This is a genomic window from Rhodocista pekingensis, from assembly GCF_042665545.1.
In the GTDB taxonomy this organism is placed as follows: Bacteria; Pseudomonadota; Alphaproteobacteria; order Azospirillales; family Azospirillaceae; genus Rhodocista; species Rhodocista pekingensis.
Map to the genome: position 1 here is coordinate 49,619 of NZ_JBHTCM010000025.1, position 19,253 is coordinate 68,871.

Genomic DNA, 19,253 nt, shown 5'->3' on the forward strand with positions numbered 1-19,253 from the left:
CATGGGGTAAACCCTGACGTAACCCGGTGTCGGTTAACAAGAGGGATTGTGCCCCCGTGTCCGCTTACGACCCGATCATCGCTTCCGCCCGCGATCTTCTGCACATCGAAGCGAAGACCGTGCTGGCCCAGGAGCAGAGCCTGGACGAAGGTTTCCTGAACGTCGTCAACCATATCGGTACACGGGACACGAACACGCTGGTGGCGGGGGTCGGGAAATCCGGCCTGATCGCACGCCTGCTGGCCAGCAAGCTGGCCTCGGTCGGTACACGCGCCTGGTACTACAGCACGACCGACGCCCTGCACGGGGAGTTGGGCGGGCTGCGGCCCGACGACCTGCTGATCCTGCTGTCCAACAGCGGACAGACGCGCGAGCTGGTCGATCTCGGCCGCTGCGCCATCCAGCGCGGCGCCCGTGTCGCCGCCATGGTCTCCCGCGTGCCGTCCGCGCTCTCACGCATCGCCGACTGGACCCTGCGTGTCCATGTGGAACGCGAGGCGACGGAGACGCGGCTGCCGACCGCCAGCACGGCGGCCATGCTGGCCCTGGGCGATGCGCTGGTGATCGCGGTGGCCCGCCGGCGCGGCTTCACCGTGGACGAGTATGCGCGCAACCATCCCGGCGGCACGCTGGGCGTGGTGCTGGGCTCCCGCGTCGCCGACCTCATGGTGAAGGCGCCGGGCGGCGTGGCCCTGGTCACCCCGGAGACATCGGTGGTCGAAACGCTGCTGGCCATGACCCGCCACCCCAACGGCGCCGCCCTGGTGGTGGATGCCGAGGGCCGGCTGGCCGGCATCGTCACCGAGGGCGACGTGCGCCGCGGCCTCTCGACCCATGGCAAGCATTTCCTGGAGATGGACACGCGCGCCTGCATGGGCGCGGCACCGCGCACCTGCGGGCCGTCGATCACGGCGCTGGAAGCGCTGGAGATCATGGAGACACCGACGCAGATCTACGTTCTGCCGGTCGTGGATGGAGACGGGCGTGTGCTTGGTCTGATCCGCATGCATGACATCGCCGGTCTTGAAGTTGAAAAGACCCTGGGCTGATCGCCGCCGATAGAAGGCCAGTCCAGGCGAGACGGAACATTTGCATCCTCCGGACATATTTTAAAGTTAACGCATTAATTCATCGCCGTTGACAGTCCATTAACAGATCAGCCGCCATATTCGGCGATCCCGGCGATGGTTTTTCTTGAAACGAAGCAATGCGCCCCTTCCAAAGAAGCGGGCCCCTCCTGTATGGTTATCTGCAATTTTATCTATCTGACCGTCCGGCGGACGCATCCGCGCTGACCGGGGCCGGACGGCGGAGCGATGACCCGGAGGTCATGAGCGTTCCGTGAGTGCATCGGCGCCAGTTTCCGCAGCCCAGGTCGGCGTCATCCACGGACGGCCGTCCACGTTCGCCGAACGGGGCGTCTGCGTCCCCTTCACGACGCCCATCCTGGCCCAGGCCCGCATCCGGATGGATGCGCAGGAGCGGCTGGAATGCCTGCTGCCCGGGTTCTCCGGCGGCAAGGGAACCTATGTGTTCGGCTGGAAGGCGTTGCCGGAGGTGATCCGGATCACGCTGCATGACCGCGCCCTGCACCGCGAGATCCTGGAGACGAAGGCGAACACGCCGGACACGATCCGGCACTGCTCCTTGCAGGTGGCGGCGCGCGGCTTCGCCGGCCTGGCCGCCGCGGCCCAGGCCAGGCAGGCGCTGGCGCTGGACCGCGACTACACCGTCCTGACCAACTACGTCTTCGTGCTGGAGCTGCTGAAGCAGGTCGGCACCCAGGCCCCCGATCTCCTGCGCGCCGGGCTGGACAGCGAGGCGACGCGGCAGAGGGCCAAATCCGCCCTGACCCGGGTGGCGGAAGGGTTCGGCATGGTGCCGGACATGCTCTACGGCCGGGTGGAGGAGCTGAGCACCCTGCTGGCCCCCCTGGGGCTGCCGCAGGCGCCGCACCCTGGCCGGCTGCGCCAGCTCATGCGCCGACTGGAGTGGTTCCGCGACGATGTCGCCACCTGGGCCGTGACGGAGGCGACGGAGGCCGAATCGCTTGCCAGGTTCATGGCCGAGTGCGCCGACCAGACCCTGACGATCGCCGCCACCCGGCTGGCCCGCGTCGATCCCCTGCTGACCCGGCTGCGCCCCATCGTGACCGGCGAGGAGAAGTCGCTGCGCGAGGTGCGTGCCGGCGTCACCAGCCTGTCCTGGCTGCTGGACGGCTGGGACTACATCTGCCAGCACTGGGAGGACAGCCGCGCCCAGTCCGACGAGGTGCAGCGGCTGGCCATGTGCGAGCTGTTCCGCATCGCCCCGATCATCCCGGTGCAGGAACTGGCGGCGAACGAGAACTTCGACATGGAGGAGCTGCGCCGCGTGCAGCGGCGCTGGGTCCGGGCCAACCAGGACTGGCGCACGGGCGGGCTGGACTACGATGCCATCCGGCGCATCGAAACCGTGAAGGCGAAGCTGGCATGAGCGAGCAGAGCCGCGAGTGGAGGCAGCTTGCCGCGTCGGCGACCGCGCTGACGGATTCCAAGTTCCTGAAGATCGTCGAGCTGTTCGAGAAGGTCCGCCACCGGTCGGACATCGCCGACGCCATGCGGGTCATCCGCCCCCGCATGGCGGAGCTGCGGCCGCCCCGCCGGCTGCTGCCCATGCGCCTGTTCTTCCTGCCGGCAGAGGATCTGCTGGACGATGTCGGCGCCTACCATCGGCGCCTGTCGCGCATCTCCCGCGCCACGCTGGATACGTGCTGGCGCATCGTCGCCGAGCGGCTGGGCGAACAGCGGCTGGCGCGCCTCGACGCCAGCCTCTCCAGGGTGGACGGGCACGATGCCGCGGCCCTGGTGCAGGAGGGCGAGGCGCTCTGGCGCGACGGCGCCCGGGCGCTGGGCGACGCGCTGGACGAGGCGCACCAGAACCAGAAGGCCCGCATCCGCCTGTTCGGCCGCGACGATGACGTGCTGCGGCAGGTGGCGGTGCTGGTGGCCGTGACCGAGATCGGTGTGCAGTTGCAGTCCGTGAAGGCACGGCTGCCCGACCGGCCGGTCCAGGCCCTGGCCGACTTCCATGTCGAGGTGCTGCGCCGGGCGATCAAGGAGCTGGCGACCCAGGACATCCGCCGGGTCGCCCCCTTCCTGCTGGCGCTCTCGGCCCGCATGCTGCGGCCGGGCGACCTGCTGACCGTGCTGGCGGACACCCGCCTGGAGGGACGGCAGCAGGAGAAGGACGAGGTGGCGCGGGAGGTCGGTGTCTTCGCGCTGGAGAACCTGCTGCGCCAGTCCGGATCGGTGCCGCGGATGCTGAAGGAGGGGATGGCCGCGCGCGAGATCGCCAGCATCGCCGAGCGGTTGCTGGACGGCTTCGAGTCCATGCGGGCGACGTTGCAGCATCCCGACCAGCGCAAGATGATCCGCCGGGTGGACCAGGCGCGCGTCGTCATCTCCGAGGCGATCCTGGAGCGCGTCATCGGTCCCGCCGACCAGGAGCTGCTGGGGCATGTGCTGGATACGGCCGAGCGCGACCTGATCCGGCCGGATCTGCTGCCACGGCCCGCCACGCCGGAAGAGATCGCCCGCGCCGAGGACTTCGCCCGCGCCTACCGCCGCTGTGCCCGCATCGCCCCACAGGTCGGCCTGAAGCCGCAGATGCAGGAGAAGACGGCCCAGCTCTGCCGCACCGTGCGGCGCGCCACCGAACAGCTCAGCACCCTGTCGCAGGCGGCAGGCGCCAGTGCCGCCGATACGGCCACCGCGGACGAGCAGATCGTCTCGCTGCTGCGGCTGGTGGAGATCGTGGCCGGCCCCGACGAGGCGGAGCGCATCCTGCTGGACTGGCAGGAGAGGCTGGGCGTGGGCGATGCCGGAGATACCCCCCCGTACCGGGAGATGGACCTGTGAAGGAAATGCGGACCCTCAGCTTCAGCGAGCGGGAGGTGATGCAGGCGGTGCTCGACCTGATGCGCCGCCAGCGTCAGCCCCTGCCCAGCGGCCAGCTCCTCGGGATGGAGCTGGAGGATGATCCCATCACCGCCACGCTGCTGGTCGAGGACGATTACGGCGAGCGCACCACGATCCGCCGCAACGCGGCGGAACTGGCGGCGTCGCTGGTCAACTACTGCATCGACCGCCGTGTCCGCCTGCCCGCCTCGGGGCGCAAGTTCGTGCAGGTCATCGGCGGCTCGGTCAATCTGGTGATCTACATGGACGAGCCGGCGGCGAAGCCGCGGCCTGCCCGCCGCGCCCCGTCGGTCCGGGGTTGAGCGGCCCCATGGGCGGCATGGTCATCACCGATTCCCTGGCGTTCGCGGCCAGTTCGCTGCTGGCCGCGGTCGTGCTGCTGGTCATCGCCTATGCCATGAAGGCGGCGGCCATGACGCACACGCGGCGCAAGGGGCTGCGCCTGCGCGGCATGGCGAAGGACCTGGAAGGACAGTGCGCCGGTCTGGAGGCTCGGCTGGCGGAGGTGCAGGCGGACCTGCGGGTGCTGGAGGCGGAGGAGGCCGCCCTGGTGATCGAGACGACGCAGGCCCGCCGGACCTGCACCATCGCCGCCCAGGACACCTTCGAGGTCGTTCATGAGGTCGGTACGCCCGGCGGCGGCAACACGGCCTTCGACGTGGAGATCCTGCTGAGCCCGGCGGCCATGAACCAGGGCCCGGCGGCGACGCAGGTCGAACCGCGCGTCTGGAGCCGCCGCAACATCGCCCGCATCTGGGCCCCCTCCCCGCAGGAGGCGCTGCAACTGGCCGGGCGGGTGTTCCCGGTCCGCTACGGCTATGTCATCACCCGCTTCCTGAACGCCTCGATTCCCGGTTTCGCGGAGCCGACGTGATGGAACTGCTGCTGCTGGGCGCGGCGCTGGTCGCCATCTATGTCGCCGCCGTGAAGATGGTCCAGGCGAACCGCGCCTATGGGCGCTCGAACGAGGAACTGCGGGTGCTGGCGGCGCGGCCGGTGGAGCTGGCGCGGGCGAAGCAGCGGCTGGAGGGGCAGATCAAGGACGCGGCCGACCAGATCGGCCGCGTGGGCATCCGCATCGAGCATCTGAAGGCCGAGAAGGCGGCGCTGGACGAGGAGCTGCGCCGCCTGCGCGAGCGCGCCAAGGACCGGGTCTACGTGATGGAACGGGTCATGCAGCCCGGACAGACCCTGTGGGAGCTGGTGGTCTCCAACGACACCCAGTTCCGCGACGTGGCGGACGAGGAATACCGGTTGTCCTGGGCGCGGGGCCGGCGCTATGTCGTCTCCGCGGCCAACGAGCGGGACGTGCGCCGCCGCGCCGAGCTGAAGTTCCTCGGCAGCCAGGGCTACCGGGTCCTTCAGGTGGAGAGGTCGGCCCGCTTCTGAGGGGGCTGTCCGTCCATGCTGCTGAAGGCCGTTCTGGGCACGATCGTCCTCTATCTGGCGCTGCTGGCCCGCAGCGCCTGGAAACAGGGGGAACTGGCGCAGTTCCTGCGGGCGCTGGGGATCGTGGCGGTGCTGCTCGGCGGCATCGCCCTGGTGTCCTGGACCTGGATCTGGCTGGACGGCCGCGGCTGACCCGCAGTGCCGCCACCACCGTGCGGACAGGCGGCGCCGGACATGGGGGCGCAGCCCGTCCGGGCCCGTTCCCCCGCGGCATCCGCTGCATTACCATGACCTCATGGTGGAAAATCCCGCGGCATTTCCCTTCTCCGGCCGGGCTCCGATGGCTATGGCCCCGATCGACCCGCGGCCGCTCAGCCCCGGCCTGTGCGCGCTGTGGCGCGAGGTGGTGGCGGCCGAGTTCGGCTGGGAGCAGGACGGGGCCTTCCTGACCGTGCCGGCCCTGACCGGCGGTCGCGTCCTCTCCTATCTGCCGTTCCTCAGCTACACCGACATGACCCCGGCGGCGGCGGAGCGGCTGGCCCAGGAGGCGGGGCCGCGGCGGCACCTGATCCGCGTGCTGGACCCCGACGCCCCGCCGCCGTCCGTCGGCGACCCGGTCACCCTGCGCGCCTCGCTCGTCGGAGTGGACGCCGACACGCTGTGGAGCCACCTGATCCCCCCGGTCTGCCGCAACCGGGTCCGCCGGGCCGAGAAGGCGGGCATCCAGGTGCAGCAGGGGCGCGATCCCGAGATGGTCCGGCGTTTCACCGTGCTGCTGGCCGGCACGCTTGCCCGCCACGGCGCGCCGATGCTGCCGCCGACCCTGGTGCAGACGCTGGTGCGGGAGACACGGGCCGAAATCCTGCTGGCGGAGGCCGCCGGCCATGATCTGGCCGGCATGGTCGTCGTGCCGGACGGCGATCTGCGCTGGGTGCCCTGGATCGCCACCGACCGGCGGGCCGCGGCGGAGGCGCCGGGCGATCTGCTGATCTGGCACCTGCTCTGCGAGTGTCTGGGGGACAGGGTACGCACGGTCGATCTCGGCCGCTCGCCGATGGGCGGGGGCACCTTCCGCTTCAAGCGCAAGTGGGGGGCGGTGCCGGTCCCCCTCCGGCTGGTCGGGGCCGGCCGCCTGCTCCAGACCCGCTACATGCTGGCGCAGCAGGTCTGGCGCCGCCTGCCCCGTCGCCTGACCGACGAGCTGGGGCCGAAGCTGGTGGGCTATCTGGTCGATTACTAGCCCTGTCCGCCCCGGCCCGACGACCCGGCCCGGCGGTCAGGACACCAGCCGCAGCGGGTCCGCGGCATCGGGGGCGACACGGCCGCCCTCCACCCGCAGCACCAGATCGGCGCGGCGCAGGGTCGCCAGCCGGTGGGCGATGACGACGGTGGTGCGCCCCCGCATCAGCCGTTCCAGGCTTTCCAGGATCTCCGTCTCCGTCGCGGCGTCGATGGCGCTGGTCGGTTCGTCCAGCACCAGCACCGGCGCGTCCATCAGGAAGGCACGGGCGATGGCGATGCGCTGGCGCTCCCCGCCCGACAGCCGGGTTCCCCGCTCCCCCACCCGCGTGGCGTAGCCGTCCGGCAGCGCCATGATGAAATCGTGCGCGGCCGCCTGCCGGGCGGCGGCGATGATGCGCCCGATCGGGGCGTCGGGCTCGCCATAGGCGATGTTCGCGGCGATGCTGGTGGAGAACAGGGTCGGGTCCTGTGGCACCACGGCGAACTGACGGCGCAGGTCGCGCAGCCGGATGTGGCGAAGATCGTGCCCGTCCAGCAGGATGCGTCCCTCCGTCGGGTCGATCTGGCGCATCAGCAGGTTCACCAGGGTGGACTTGCCCGCCCCGGTGCGGCCGACGATGCCGACGCAGCTCCCCGCCGGGATGTCCAGCCCGACGCCGGTCAGCACCGGCGTGCGCGGGTCGTAGCGGAAGCCGACCCCTTCCAGCCGGAGATGGCCGCGGGCCCGGGCCAGGGGTTCGGCGTCGGGCGCTTCGGTCACGGCCGGCACCGCATCCATCAGGGCGAAGGCGCGACCGGCACTGACCAGCGCCCGCTGCTGCCCCGTGATGTGGCTGCCGATCTGCTGCAACGGCGCATAGAGCTGGGCCAGATAACCCATGACCAGGAGCAGTTCGCCCAGGCTGAGGCTGCCGGCCTGCACGCCGCGGGCGCCGAGATAGAGGATGGCCGTCGTGCCCAGGCCCGAGGCGAGCCCCAGGGAGACGGTCAGCAGCCCTTCTACCCGGATCACCCGCTGGCGCTGCCGGAAAGCGGTGCGGGCTGCCGTCAGGAAGCGGTCCGTCTCCGCTTCCTCCCGTCCGAAGGCGGCGACCAGCCGGCTGGCCGCCAGGGTCTCCTGCGCCACGGCGAAGGCCGCCCCTTCCCCGTCCTTCACCGCCGTCCAGCGGCCGCGCAGCCGGGTCTGGCTGAGATGGATCAGCATGATCACGGGCACCGCGGTCGCCAGCGCCACCCCCGCCAGCCCGGCGTCGATCCGCGCCGTGACGGCCAGCACGCCGGCCAGGGAGACCAGCGCCACCGCCATCGGGATGATGCCGTAGAGCGCCGTCCATTGCAGGGCTGGCGCATCGTGCTGGATGCGGTGGGCCGATTCCTGACTGCCGCGCTCGAAGGCTTCGCCGGGAAGGGTCAGACCCCGCCGCAGCAGCCGGCCGCGGAAGTCCAGCACCATGCGTTCGGCCAGCCAGTCGCGCAGCATCCAGTCCAGATAGTGGTGGGCGGCGGAAAGCAGGGCGAAGACGGCCCCGGCCAGGACCGCCAGCCGCAGCAGCCGGTCGGGTGCCGCCGCCACGGCGGCCGGGACCAGTCCGGCCAGCCAGCCCGTGACCGGGTGGCCGGCCAGCACATGGTCCACCACCAGGGTGACCGGGATCGGCAGCACCAGGGCGATCGGCAGGCCCAGCAGGCCGACCAGCAGCACGGCGGCCAGATGCGGCCGGAACGCCCGCGCCTCACGGAAGGCACGGGCATAGAGGGCGGCGGCGCCGGTGGGGACGGGGGACGTCATCGGGGGCATCCGGGACAGTTCGTGTCCCCAGTTGCGACCCCGAATGTTTAAGGATCCCCTGAACGGGGAAGCCTCTACCTCTAATGCCCGGCGGGTGGCTCAGCCGGCGAGCTTCTCCAGATAGGCCGTGTCGTGGACGATCAGATAGCCGCTGCGGTAGGCGATGGCGCCGTCCGCCTGGAAGCTCTTCAGGGTCTTGTTCACGATCTCCCGCGACACGCCCAGCATCTTCGCCAGGGCGTCCTGGGAGACGAAGGTGGCGATGCGGATGCCGTCGGGCGTCTGCCGGCCTTCGCTCTGCGCCAGCATCAGGATGCGCTTGGCCAGCCGCCGGGTGACGTTGAGGAAGACCGTGTCCTCGATGATGGCGCTGGTCCAGCGCAGGCGCTCGCACAGCACCGTCATCAGCCGGATGCAGAGGTTCGGCCGCGCCTCCAGGAAGGGCAGGAAGTCGCGCCGGTCGATGCGCAGCAGGTCGGCCGGTTCCGCGGCCGTGACGGTGGCCGTGCGCTCGCCCCCGTCCAGCATGGCGATCTCCCCGAACACCTCGCCGGCGGCGAGCGTGTTCAGCAGCATCACCTTGGCATCCTCCGACTCCGTGTGGACGGCGACCCGGCCGCGCAGAATGGCGTAGAGGCAGTCGCCCGGATCGCCCTTGATGAAGATGCGCTCGTCCGTGGCGAAGCGGCGGACCTGGGCGAAGGCCAGGACCGCTTCCATTTCGGAAGCGTCGAGAATGCCGAACAGCCGGTTGCGCCGGAGCAGGGCGATATCGATGCGCTTTGTGTCGCTGGGCACGGGCGTCACGCTGGCCGCGGAAGCGGACCGCTCCGGCGGGGCGGGCGGTCCGGCGCCGCCAGCATCCGCCAGCGGGGCCTTCGACCGCAAGGCGTCATGCGGCGGCACCCAGGATCGGCCGCGCCGCCCGCTCGAACAGGGTCGTGTGCTCGAACGGGAAGAGGACCGTGGCCGGGGTCCAGGGCCGGTCCAGCGCCTCGCGCATGGTGCGCAGCATGGCGACCGCGTCCTCCCGCTTCTGGTCGGCACGACCCGTGGGCAGCCACGCGCGCAGCGCCTCGACCTCGGCCCGGTTCACGCCGGCCGCGGCCGCCTCGCGGAACAGGCGGGCGTAGGTCCGTTCCTTGTAGGGGAGAGCCTTGGCCATGGCTTCCAGGTGGCGCCGGGTGCCCGTGCCGACGATGCCGCGGGCGAAGGCATCGGACAGGGTGCGGCGGATGTTCACCATGGCTTCCGACAGGATCGGGTAACCGATCTCCGCCGGCCCGTGCGTCACCGCGACCTCGTCATCGTCCTCCAGCCGGCCGTCGGCGAAGGCCTCGAACACGGCGCCGACGCCGTGCATGCCGAAGGCGTGCAGCTCCGCCGCCCGCAGCGCCCCCATGCTGGCGCTGCCGTAGACCTGGACGCCCTTGGTCAGGGCGAAGAGGATTTCCTTGTGCCAGACCGACGGCACGTTCTCGAAGAAGCCGTCCACGATTCCGATGGCCCGGGCCCCGTCCATCACCGCCCGGAGCACGTCGCCCTGGGCGACCGGCGGGCGGTAGTCCGCCGCCAGGATCTCGCGGGCATCGGCCACGGGGAGCGTGGGGCCGAGGAAGACGATGGCGTCGGACATGGTCGGTTCTCCTTCTCGGAGCGTGTCTTTCCCGGTACGGGCCGGATCAGTGCGGGCGGCACCCGGCGGCGGCACGGCCGCGGGCGCCCAGGACATAGTCGGGCGAGCTGTCCACCCCCTCCAGCCCGGGCGCCAGCACCCGGACGACGGGGATGCCCAGCTCGCGCCGGGTCAGATCGACGACGACGGGTTCCTCGATGCCGGCGCGGGCCAGACGGGCCAGCAGCTCGTCCAGATCGTTCCGCAGGGAGCGTCCGCCCCAGACCGGCACCGCGTTGAAGTCGCGCATCGGCGCGCCATGGCGGATGCGGGTCAGCCAGGCCCGCTGGAGGGCGGGGTCCAGCATCCGCTCGTAATCGGCCCGGGCCATGTCGTCACGCGCGCCGGAGATGAAGGTCAGCCGGCTCTGCGCCGCTTCGGTCAGGGCGCGGGCCAGGGCGATCCCGCGCACCAGATGGGTGCCACAGCCGATCGCCGGACGGATGCCGGTGGCGTGCTCCCCCTCGGCCTGCACGATGCGGCAGAGGAAGGTCGGCACGCCGATGTCGGAGGTGATCTCCCAGACGCCGACCTCGACGCCGGCACGGGCGAACCGGCCGATCAGGTCGCGGCAGACCGGGTCGGCCACCGTCTCCAGATCCAGGCGGTCCTCGTCCTGCGCCTCCTCCGGCTTCTGGTGCCAGAGCGTCAGGGCATCCCGCTCGATCAGCTCGCAGAGGCCGTGGATGACGGCCTCCAGCGGGTGGTTGCCGGAGGCGAGGCCGTTGGTGTTGGCCTGGAAGCAGCCGTGGCCCGAGGGCAGCGGCAGCGTGTAGTTGGAGTGGACCATCTCATAGGGGACCCAGACGCTGCGGTCGCGGGTCAGGCTCCGCCCCTCGATCCAGAGCATCTGGGTATGGGGCGTGTAGCGGCTGCTGCGCAGGCGCGGCAGCCGGTCGGGGTCCACCATCGCGTGGGAGTAGCAGAGGTCTTCGAAGGAGCCGATCTTCAGCGGCTGCACGATCCGCTCGGCGTGCCAGGCCTCGACGGATTCCATCAGGCCGGATGCCTTGGCCGCCGCGAGCGTCACCCCCTTGCCCTGGGACACGGCGAGCGAGCGCGAGTTGGGCCGGTTCACCATCACCACCGGGATACCGACCGTGTCCAGCCCGGTCAGGGTGGCGACCCGGGTGATGCCGAACATCGGCAGGAACCGCTTCAGCCGTGCCACCGTTTCCTCGGCGGGGACGATCCGGCGCCAGGCGTCGGCCTGGAGGACGGGATCGGCGCTGTCGCTGTGGCTTCCGGTCATGGGGCGGCTCCGACTGGGACCCCGGTCAACGGGGCTGGCTGGGTAGAGGCCGGCTGGGTAGAGGCTGGCGGGATCGGTCCGGGGCACGGGCGGTCGCGGCGGGCGGTTCCGCCGCGACCGAGCCGGGATCACGCCTCGCAGACGATGGCGCCACCGAAGTAGTCGCCCTCGCCGCCGCTCTGACCGACGAGCAGCACGGGCTCGGCGGCGGTGGCGGCGGTTTCCTCGACCGTGACGGCGGAATCGGCCTCGATGGCGTAGAGGCGGCCATCGGCGCCCCGGATCAGCATGGACATGGGTCACCTCGCATGGTGGCTGAACGGACTGGTCCGCGGCGGCGGGAGAGCGTCCGGCGACAGGCCGGAGCGACCCGGCGCCCGGGCCACCTCATGCTTAATCCCGTGACTGCACGCAGGCGTGTGAACTGCTTCACACGATCCTATGCAGATGACCGCCTATGATCGGTGATCGTGATGGCAGCCCCCGCGTCCCGTGCTGCGTAAGGTCTGGAGGCCACGATGAATGCACCGAGCAAGCCGCAGAAGGTCCCGATCTATGAGCCCGACGCCCTGGAGGTGGACGGCCAGCTCATCAGTCACAATGTCTGGGTCAGCGGCCATCGGACCAGCGTCCGTCTGGAAGCCGTGATGTGGAAGAGCCTGCACGAGATCGCGGAGATCGAGGGCACGACCATCCACCAGCTCATCACGATGATCGCCGCGCGGCGGCACGAGACCTCGACCCTGACCGCGACCATCCGCGCCTTCCTGGTCGCCTATTTCCGGGCGCTGCATGTCTCGGGCAAGAAGGGACCGCTGCTGTCGCAGGTCCTGGGCGACGCCAGCGCCTGACGCTGCCGTGGCGGCGCGCCCCGGGGGGCTGCCCACAAGAGGCAGGCCCCCCACGGGACCCTGTCCGCGGGACCCTGAAGGGGCAAGGCGCGCGGCGCGCGTGGACCTGGAGCTACCGGCCGGTGGCGGCGGGAAGCGTGGCGAAGCCCGAGCCGATCCGGGCATGCAGCCCGTCGCACTGGCCGAGCAGGGTCGACAGGCCGAGGGCCGAAGCCCAGGTCCGGGCCTGCGCCAGCATCTCCTGTGAGCGGCGGGCATCGCCCATCTGGCCGGCATGGCGGGCGGATTCCAGGCCGGCCCGCACGGCCACGAGACCCTGGTGGCGCCGTTCCGCCAGCGCCAGCGCGGCATCGGCGTCCCGCAGCGCCTCGAAATGGTTTCCCAGCCGCCCCATCGCCTGGGCACGCAGCAGGAGGATGTGCGCCTCGTGCGCCGCGGTCCGGCGCTGGCGCACCTGCGCCAGCCCCTTGTCGATCTGGCGCACGCCCTCCTCCGAGCCGTCGAGCGTGACCGTGACCAGCCCGGCCAGTGCCGTGGCCAGCCCGTAATGGATGCGCGACCCCGTCTGCTCCATGAGCTGGAGGGCGCGCCCGGCATAGCTGGCCGCCAGCTTCCAGCCGCCGGTCAGCAGATGGTCCTCGGCGATGAAGGTCCAGCAGAAGATGCGGCTGAAGGGGAACGGGCTTTCGGCGGCGTGCTCCTCGGCCGCGGCCAGATGGCGGCGGGCCGCGTCGATCTCGCCGATCTCGATCAGCCCGCGGGCCAGCCGCAGATCCAGCATCATATGGCTGTCCAGCGCCCAGTAGCGGCCCTGACGCTGTCCGGTCTGGGCTGCCACGGCGGCGGCGTGGCGCAGAATCGGCAGCGCCGCGCGGACATTGCCTGTCTCCAGCAGGATGTTGCCGTGATGCAGTTCGACCTCGAAATGGGGCTCGCGGCCCCCCTGGGCGGCGCGTGAGGCCTCGACCGCGTGTTCGGCTGAGGTCACGGCGTCCCGCAGGCTGCCATAGGCCCAGTCGAAGGCGGAGCGCAGGAGCCAGGCGGCGCATTCGCGGTCGGGGTCGCCCAGCGTCCGGGCGATGCCGATGGCCCGGTCCAGCACGTCCGGTCCGTGCCCTTCCACCCCCAGCGGCATGGTCGCCCGGGCCAGCATCAGGCGCAGGTCGACGGCGCGGACCGGATCCCCCCCCTCCCCGCCCAGGCGGTCATGCGCGTCCACGGCTTTGCCGAGGAGATCGACCGCTTCGGAGGTGAGCGAAAGCTGGAACGCCTCCCGCCCCGCTTCCCCGCCGGCCTCCGCCGCCTTGGCCCAGGCCTCGCTCCGGTAAGCGTGGCGGGCGATCGCCGCCTTGCGTCCGGCAAGGTCGGCGAAGTCCGACGATTCCAGCAGGGTGACCAGACGCCCATGTATGGCGCGCCGGTCCCGGCGGGTCAGGGTGGCGTAGGCGGCTTCGTGCAGCAGCGCGTGGCGGAAGGAGTATTCGAGCCGCGGCAGCAGGCGGGTGTTGTCCAGGAAGTCGGCGTCGGCCAGCGCCGTCAGGATCTCCGCCAGCGTGGCCCGGTCGCAGCCGACGAGCGCCGCCAGCAGGGCGGCGTCGAAGGTGGCGCCGGCGACCGAGGCGGCCAGCAGCGTGGTGCGGTGCCGTTCGGGCAGCGTGTCGATGCGGGCGGCGAGCAGCGCCTGTACCGTTTCCGGCAGCCGGTCGTCGCCCAGTCCGCCCGGCCGGTAGTCGCCGGGAATGCCGGTCAGCCGGCCGCCGGCGACCATGCCGCGGACGCATTCCTGAAGGAAGAAGGGATTGCCCTGGGTCCGCCGCACCAGCGAGGCGCGCAGCTCGTCCAGGGCGGGATGCGAGCCGACCAGCGCGGCCGTCAGCTCCGCGGCGGCATCGTCGGGCAGCGGCTCCAGCTCCACGATCCGCACCCCTTCGGGCAGCCAGGACGGCACCTCCCGGGCGGTGCCGAGCAGGAACAGCGGCAGCGCCCCCACCAGCGGCACCAGCCGGTCCAGCACGGCGGCGGCGCTGCTGCCGGCCCAGTGCAGGTCTTCCGCCAGCAGCAGCAGCGGTGTCCGCCGGGCCGCGGCCCGGACCAGATCGCCCACGGCTTCTGCGGCCAGGACCAGCAGATCCTCCCCCTGTGCCGCGCCGGAACGCTCTTCTGCGGGCAGCAGCAGGTCGGCCAGGGTCTCGGCCGCCACCTTGCGCGCACCGTGGCCTTCGATCAGGCGGAGCAGCGGTGCCCGCGTCTCCGGCAGGTCGCCGTCGAGCAGGGCCGTGACCAGGTCGTGCAGCGGGTCGGCCACGCCGACAGGCTGCATGGCGTGCATCCGCCAGTCGAGGACACGGGCACCGACACGCCAGGCGAAGGCGGAGACGGCTTCGGCCAGCCGGGACTTGCCCAGGCCCGCCGGCGCGGCCAGCAGGCAGGCCCCGCCCTGACGGTCGAGCGCCCGTGTCACGGCGGCTTGCAGATCACCGAGCACGTCGTCACGGCCGAACAGGGGCGGGTCGTCGTCCGGTCGTCGCCGCCGGCGACGCATGGCCAGGAGAGTGAAGACGCCGACCTCGTCCTGCGGCAGGACGGCGAAGCGGCCGACCAGGGCCAGTTCCGCCCAGTCCTGCGCGGCGACAGCCGTCGGCTCCGACAGGCGCACGCCGTTCTCCGGCGCCATCTGTTGCAGTTTCGCGGCCAGATGCACCGTGCGGCCCACCGCGGGGGCACGGTCCTGTCGGTTGAGCGCCGCTGAGTCCCAGAGAATTTCGCCCGAGCTGAGGCCGACACGCACGGCCACCGGATCGGCGTCGCGCATGCCGCTGCGCGCCTCCCGCACGATGGCATCGGCCGCGAAGCAGGCGCGGACCGCGTGATCCTCCAGGCTGTTGGGGGCGCCGAACACGGCCAGGATGCCGTCACCCAGGGTCTGGCAGACGGTGCCGCCGTAGCGTTCCACATGGGCCGACAGGGTGCGCAGCACCCGGTCCAGCCGGTCCTGCGCGTCCTCGGGGTCGGCGGCGGCGACCATGCGGGTGGAGCCCACGATATCGGCGAACAGCACCGTGGCCATGCGCCGGTCGGAGCGCACGGAGGCTTCCCCGCCGGTCATTCCTGCCGGCGCGGCCCCCGCCCCCGACCCGGGGCGTGCTGTGCTTCCGCTCGTCGCCATCCGACCCGCATCCCGACCGCTCTACCGGAGCTCCGACCGCTCACCCGGACTTCGGATCATACTGCCGCCCTGTCCGGTGCGTGACCCGCCCGGCGGTGACCTGTCCGGTTCGTGACCCGTCCGGCTCGTGACCTGCCCGGCGTGAGTCACACGGGCCTCACGTCCAGCCTAACCCGGAAGCCCGATGGCTCCCCGGCTTCAGGCCAACGCAGCATACGATAGCATCCCCTTTCCGGACTGTGAACACCGGAGCATGGGCGTTGTCGATCCGGCTCGCGCCCGGATTGCAGTGCTGACCCGACGACTGCGCGGTCCGGCAGAAAAGGGGTCGGCGGCGCGCGTCAGAGCAGGCCTGTCAGGCGCAGATACACTATGTTGCGATCATAATCGATGCCCGGCAGATTTGAGTCGCGGTTCGTGTAATCGTAGCCACCTTCCACCTGAAAATTGCGGTTCACCAGATACCGCAGGCTGGCGCCCAGGCTGATGACATCGTCCGTGCGGTCGATACGCTCGTAGTCGTTCTCCAGATACCCCGCATATCCTCCGATCAGGAGGTTGCGCAGCAGTTCGTGGTCGATATCGACCCGGAACAAGGTGGCGACATAGGAGGATGCGGCGTCGGAGGTCGTTTCCTCCACCGTGTTGGAGGCGGTGAACTCCAGGCTGGTCAGGGTCGTGGGGTTCCAGGCGAGGCTGGCGCCGTAGGTCAGGCCGTCCGCCGTCGGGAAGGCCGGGTTGTCGTAGTCCTGGGAACGGTAGCCGGCGAAGACCTCGCCGCTGGTGACGCCGCCGAAATCCAGCGCCACGCCGCCGGTGAGCCGGTAGCCTTCCGAATCGCGCCCGACGTCCCGGTCGTAGCGGCGCCAGTTGTAGGCGGCCTGGACGAAGCCGGCGAGATTGGGCGAGGTCGCGTAGCTGAGCCGGGCGGTCACGCCGTATTCGTCGCGGTCGCGGTCGTCCTGGTCGATGACGGCCCCGCCGGGGGCCGGGACATCGTTGAAGTCAAACCCGCGGTAGTCGGCCGTGAGCCGGGCGCCGAGCCGGGCCAGCGAGCGGTCCAGCGTGGCCGAGGCCGTCCACAGGTCGTATTCGGTCGGTTCCAGGCCGCCGGCCTCGTCGGGGGAGCCGCGGTCCTCGTGCAGCCGGGCGAAGCTGGCGCGGCCGGTCGCGGTGGTGCCGCGCAGGATGTCCAGCCGGCCGTCCAGGGCGGCGATGTAATCCTCGTAATCCTCGCTGCCGTTGTCGGCGTACCGCCCGATCTCCGCCGCCGCCCGCAGGTTCAGAGCGTGCCGGTTCCAGTCCGACTGGAGACGCACCTGCGGGCTGGCGATGTAGATGACATCGTCCACGGTGCCGCTCTCGTCGGCGAAGATGTTGTCGTCGTAGCGGCCGCTGAGGCTGATCTGGGGATAGACCAGGAAGCTCCCGGCGCGCAGCCCGGCCGGGTCGAAATCAGGCCGCGGCCGGTTCTGCACCGGAATGCCGCGGACCGGGTCCCCCGGGGTCTGGGCCGTGGCGGCGCCGGCCGGCAGGATGAGGGCGGCGGTCAGGAAAAGCACGCTCTTGCGCATGGATGACCTGCTTCGTGGTGCGGCAGGGCGAATATTCGCGCCCGCTGGACGTCCAACGGCTCGCTATCATCCGGGCTCCAGCGGCTCAAGCTGGCATATGGACGGGTCCTTTTTACGCCGAAAGAGGTAACGCCCGGTCCGGGCGCAGGGAAATACGGGCGGGAACACGATTCGTCTCCGCCCGGCACGGTTTCCATTCCGCCAGTACTGGCGGAAGAACCTGCGGGAAAGGCTGCGCCCCGGTGGCCGGTCAGGCCGACCCGGCCCGGGTCCAGGCGACATAGGTCAGCACCGTCCAGAGCGCCTCGCCATGCCCGGCGGCGCCGTCCAGATGCTGCCGCCAGACGGCCAGGACCGGCTCCGGGCGCAGGCCCGCCGCCTCCAGCACGGGCGGCGCGAGCAACGGTTCCGCCCAGTCCCGCAGCGGCCCCCGCAGCCAGTCCCCGATCGGCACCGTGAAGCCGGACTTCGGGGCGTCCACCAGGGCGGCCGGCAGATAGCGGCGCAGCAGGCGCCGGGGCAGCACCTTGCCCTGCGCCCCGGCGACACGCAGCGCCGGCGGCAGGCGCCAGCCGAAGGCGACGACGGCGGGGGCCAGGAAGGGCGCCCTGGCTTCCAGGCTTGCTGCCATGCTGGCACGATCCACCTTCACCAGCACGCCGTCGGGCAGATAGCCCAGCGCGTCCGCGAGCTGCATCCGGGCGACGGGCGGCAGGTCGGGAGCGGCGGCAGGCGCGCCGGGTAGGGCCCAGGGGATCGCGGCGGCGGGAGGGGGGGCGGCCAGCAGGGCGGCCGGGTCCGGCCAGCGTGCCAGCAGGCTGTCATGCAGATCCGCCATCGTGCCGGCCTGTAACGCCGCGGCCAGCTTGCGCACCCTCTCCGCCAGCCGCCGGCGCCCGACCAGGGGGCCGATCACCCCGTCCCAGACGGCAGGCGGCAGACCCAGGAGGGCGGCCCCGGCCAGCCGCCCCGCCGGCCCCGGCAGGCGGGCGCGCAGCCGGTCCAGCCGCTCGGCCCAGATGTGCCGCTCATAGCCGGCGAAGACCTCGTCGCCGCCGTCGCCGGTCAGCGCCACCGTGACCTGCCGCCGCGCCAGCCGGGAGAGCAGCAGGGTCGGAAGCTGCGAGCTGTCCGCGAACGGCTCGTCATAGATCGACGGCAGGGCCGGCACGAGGTCCAGCGCATCGCGCGCCGTCACGGTCAGGGGCACATGCTCGGTGCCCAGGTGGCGGGCCACGGCGGCGGCGGCGACCGATTCGTCGTGGCTGCGCTCGGCGAAACCGATGCTGAAGCTGATCACCGGCCGGCTGGCATGCTCCCGCATCAGGGCCGCCACCAGACTGCTGTCCACCCCGCCGGAGAGGAAGACGCCCAGCGGCACGTCCGCCTCCATCCGGGCGGCGACGGACTCCGCCAGCACCCGGTGCAGCGCGTCGGTCGCGGCCTCCGGATCGTCCGTCGGCAGCGGGTCGGCCAGACCCTGGCGGGCCACGGCCTCTGCCGACCAGTAGCGCCGTTCCGCCGGCGTTCCGTCCGGCCCGACCTCCAGCAGGCAGCCGGGCCGGAGCTGGCGGACGCCGCTGTGGATGGTCAGCGGGGCCGGGATGCAGGAGAGGCGCAGGTAGCGCGACAGCGCCGCCGCATCCAGCGGGCCGGCCAGCCGGGCGAAGTCCGGATGGGCGCGCAGGGCCTTCAGCTCGGACCCGAACAGCAGCAGCCCCGGCCCCGCCGCCCAGTAGAGCGGCTTCTCCCCCAGCCGGTCGCGCGCCAGGGTCAGGCACCGGCGTTCCGGCTGCCAGACCGCCAGCCCGAACATGCCGTCGGCGCGTTCCAGCGCCGTGTCCAGGCCCCAGCGGGCGATGGCTTCGACCAGCACCTCCGTATCGGAGCGGGAGCGGAAGCGCACCCCTTCCCGTTCCAGCTCCCGGCGCAGGGCCGGGTGGTTGTAGATTTCTCCGTTGAAGGCGACGGTGACCCGCCCGTCGGCGGAGAGCATGGGCTGGTGACCGCCGGGCGACAGATCGACGATGGCGAGCCGCCGGTTGCCCAGCGCCACCCCCGCCGCCGCATCCACCCAGACGCCCCCGTCGTCGGGGCCGCGGTGGCGCAGCCGTTCGGTCATGGCCGCGGCCTCACCCTCCAGCGCCGCCGCGGACGCGCCCCCGAACCTCCAGACACCGGCTATGCCACACATGCAGACCCCGCCTCGGGACAGGCCCCCCGACCGGCGGCGACCGTGGCAGCCCGCCCCTGTCCTGGCAAGCCCCGAAGGCGCAGGCGCCGGCCCGCCGTGACATTGCCGGAGGGGGTAAGCGGGGCGGCTATGCCTGCCTCGAAAGCGTGGTACAGTGCCGTC

The 19,253-nt window shown here is 71.6% G+C and carries 17 protein-coding genes; 9 read left to right on the forward strand and 8 right to left on the reverse strand.

Going from position 1 to position 19,253, the window contains the following annotated elements; translation table 11 throughout:
- Positions 1 to 56 precede the first annotated feature (56 nt).
- The 8 genes from ACFQPS_RS17530 to ACFQPS_RS17565 all read left to right on the forward strand — a co-directional run bounded on the left by ACFQPS_RS17530 (position 57) and on the right by ACFQPS_RS17565 (position 6,588).
- Positions 57 to 1,049 (forward strand): KpsF/GutQ family sugar-phosphate isomerase, encoded by a 993-nt coding sequence (locus tag ACFQPS_RS17530; RefSeq protein ID WP_377360510.1) that lies wholly within the window; start codon positions 57 to 59, stop codon positions 1,047 to 1,049.
- A 292-nt stretch (positions 1,050 to 1,341) separates the two neighbouring features.
- Positions 1,342 to 2,475 carry a hypothetical protein gene (locus tag ACFQPS_RS17535; protein ID WP_377360511.1) on the forward strand — a complete coding sequence of 378 codons (1,134 nt, stop codon included), beginning with the start codon at positions 1,342 to 1,344 and terminating at the stop codon, positions 2,473 to 2,475.
- Positions 2,472 to 3,899, forward strand: coding sequence for a hypothetical protein (locus tag ACFQPS_RS17540; RefSeq protein ID WP_377360512.1), 1,428 nt, complete (start codon positions 2,472 to 2,474; stop codon positions 3,897 to 3,899). The genes ACFQPS_RS17535 and ACFQPS_RS17540 overlap by 4 nt, the downstream gene beginning before the upstream one ends.
- Positions 3,896 to 4,261 (forward strand): hypothetical protein, encoded by a 366-nt coding sequence (locus tag ACFQPS_RS17545; protein ID WP_377360513.1) that lies wholly within the window; start codon positions 3,896 to 3,898, stop codon positions 4,259 to 4,261. Before ACFQPS_RS17540 ends, ACFQPS_RS17545 begins: the two co-directional genes overlap by 4 nt.
- Positions 4,262 to 4,269: 8 nt before the next feature.
- A complete protein-coding gene (locus tag ACFQPS_RS17550; RefSeq protein ID WP_377360514.1) occupies positions 4,270 to 4,833 on the forward strand; it encodes a hypothetical protein in 564 nt (187 codons plus the stop codon).
- A complete protein-coding gene (locus ACFQPS_RS17555) occupies positions 4,833 to 5,348 on the forward strand; it encodes a hypothetical protein (RefSeq protein ID WP_377360515.1) in 516 nt (171 codons plus the stop codon). The genes ACFQPS_RS17550 and ACFQPS_RS17555 overlap by 1 nt, the downstream gene beginning before the upstream one ends.
- Positions 5,349 to 5,363: 15 nt before the next feature.
- On the forward strand, positions 5,364 to 5,540 hold the full coding sequence (locus ACFQPS_RS17560) for a hypothetical protein (protein ID WP_377360516.1): 177 nt from the start codon (positions 5,364 to 5,366) through the stop codon (positions 5,538 to 5,540).
- A gap of 148 nt (positions 5,541 to 5,688) precedes the next feature.
- Positions 5,689 to 6,588, forward strand: coding sequence for a GNAT family N-acetyltransferase (locus ACFQPS_RS17565; protein ID WP_377360517.1), 900 nt, complete (start codon positions 5,689 to 5,691; stop codon positions 6,586 to 6,588).
- A gap of 36 nt (positions 6,589 to 6,624) precedes the next feature.
- On the opposite strand, the gene ACFQPS_RS17570 is transcribed toward ACFQPS_RS17565, so the two are convergent.
- The 5 genes from ACFQPS_RS17570 to ACFQPS_RS17590 all read right to left on the reverse strand — a co-directional run bounded on the left by ACFQPS_RS17570 (position 6,625) and on the right by ACFQPS_RS17590 (position 11,602).
- The gene (locus tag ACFQPS_RS17570; protein ID WP_377360518.1) at positions 6,625 to 8,379 is read right to left on the reverse strand and encodes an ABC transporter ATP-binding protein; all 1,755 of its coding nucleotides are present in this window, start codon (positions 8,377 to 8,379) and stop codon (positions 6,625 to 6,627) included.
- Positions 8,380 to 8,478: 99 nt separating this feature from the next.
- Positions 8,479 to 9,177 carry a Crp/Fnr family transcriptional regulator gene (locus tag ACFQPS_RS17575; RefSeq protein ID WP_377360519.1) on the reverse strand — a complete coding sequence of 233 codons (699 nt, stop codon included), beginning with the start codon at positions 9,175 to 9,177 and terminating at the stop codon, positions 8,479 to 8,481.
- Positions 9,178 to 9,271: 94 nt separating this feature from the next.
- The gene (locus ACFQPS_RS17580) at positions 9,272 to 10,015 is read right to left on the reverse strand and encodes a TfuA-like protein (protein ID WP_377360520.1); all 744 of its coding nucleotides are present in this window, start codon (positions 10,013 to 10,015) and stop codon (positions 9,272 to 9,274) included.
- A gap of 46 nt (positions 10,016 to 10,061) precedes the next feature.
- Positions 10,062 to 11,306 carry a YcaO-like family protein gene (locus tag ACFQPS_RS17585; protein ID WP_377360521.1) on the reverse strand — a complete coding sequence of 415 codons (1,245 nt, stop codon included), beginning with the start codon at positions 11,304 to 11,306 and terminating at the stop codon, positions 10,062 to 10,064.
- Between the two features lie 128 nt (positions 11,307 to 11,434).
- Entirely contained in the window at positions 11,435 to 11,602 is a 168-nt protein-coding gene (locus ACFQPS_RS17590) for a hypothetical protein (protein ID WP_377360522.1), read from the reverse strand.
- 222 nt (positions 11,603 to 11,824) lie between these two features.
- Between ACFQPS_RS17590 and ACFQPS_RS17595 the strand changes: the two genes are divergently transcribed.
- The gene (locus ACFQPS_RS17595) at positions 11,825 to 12,157 is read left to right on the forward strand and encodes a ribbon-helix-helix domain-containing protein (protein WP_377360523.1); all 333 of its coding nucleotides are present in this window, start codon (positions 11,825 to 11,827) and stop codon (positions 12,155 to 12,157) included.
- Between the two features lie 112 nt (positions 12,158 to 12,269).
- Here the strand turns inward: ACFQPS_RS17595 and ACFQPS_RS17600 are convergent, their stop codons facing one another.
- The 3 genes from ACFQPS_RS17600 to asnB all read right to left on the reverse strand — a co-directional run bounded on the left by ACFQPS_RS17600 (position 12,270) and on the right by asnB (position 19,091).
- Positions 12,270 to 15,242, reverse strand: a complete 2,973-nt coding sequence (locus ACFQPS_RS17600) for an ATP-binding protein (protein ID WP_377360524.1) — start codon at positions 15,240 to 15,242, stop codon at positions 12,270 to 12,272.
- 422 nt (positions 15,243 to 15,664) lie between these two features.
- Positions 15,665 to 16,897: an outer membrane beta-barrel protein gene (locus tag ACFQPS_RS17605; protein ID WP_377360525.1), complete on the reverse strand. Its 1,233-nt coding sequence runs from the start codon at positions 16,895 to 16,897 to the stop codon at positions 15,665 to 15,667.
- Positions 16,898 to 17,147: 250 nt separating this feature from the next.
- Positions 17,148 to 19,091 carry an asparagine synthase (glutamine-hydrolyzing) gene (asnB, locus tag ACFQPS_RS17610; RefSeq protein WP_377360526.1) on the reverse strand — a complete coding sequence of 648 codons (1,944 nt, stop codon included), beginning with the start codon at positions 19,089 to 19,091 and terminating at the stop codon, positions 17,148 to 17,150.
- Positions 19,092 to 19,253 lie beyond the last annotated feature (162 nt).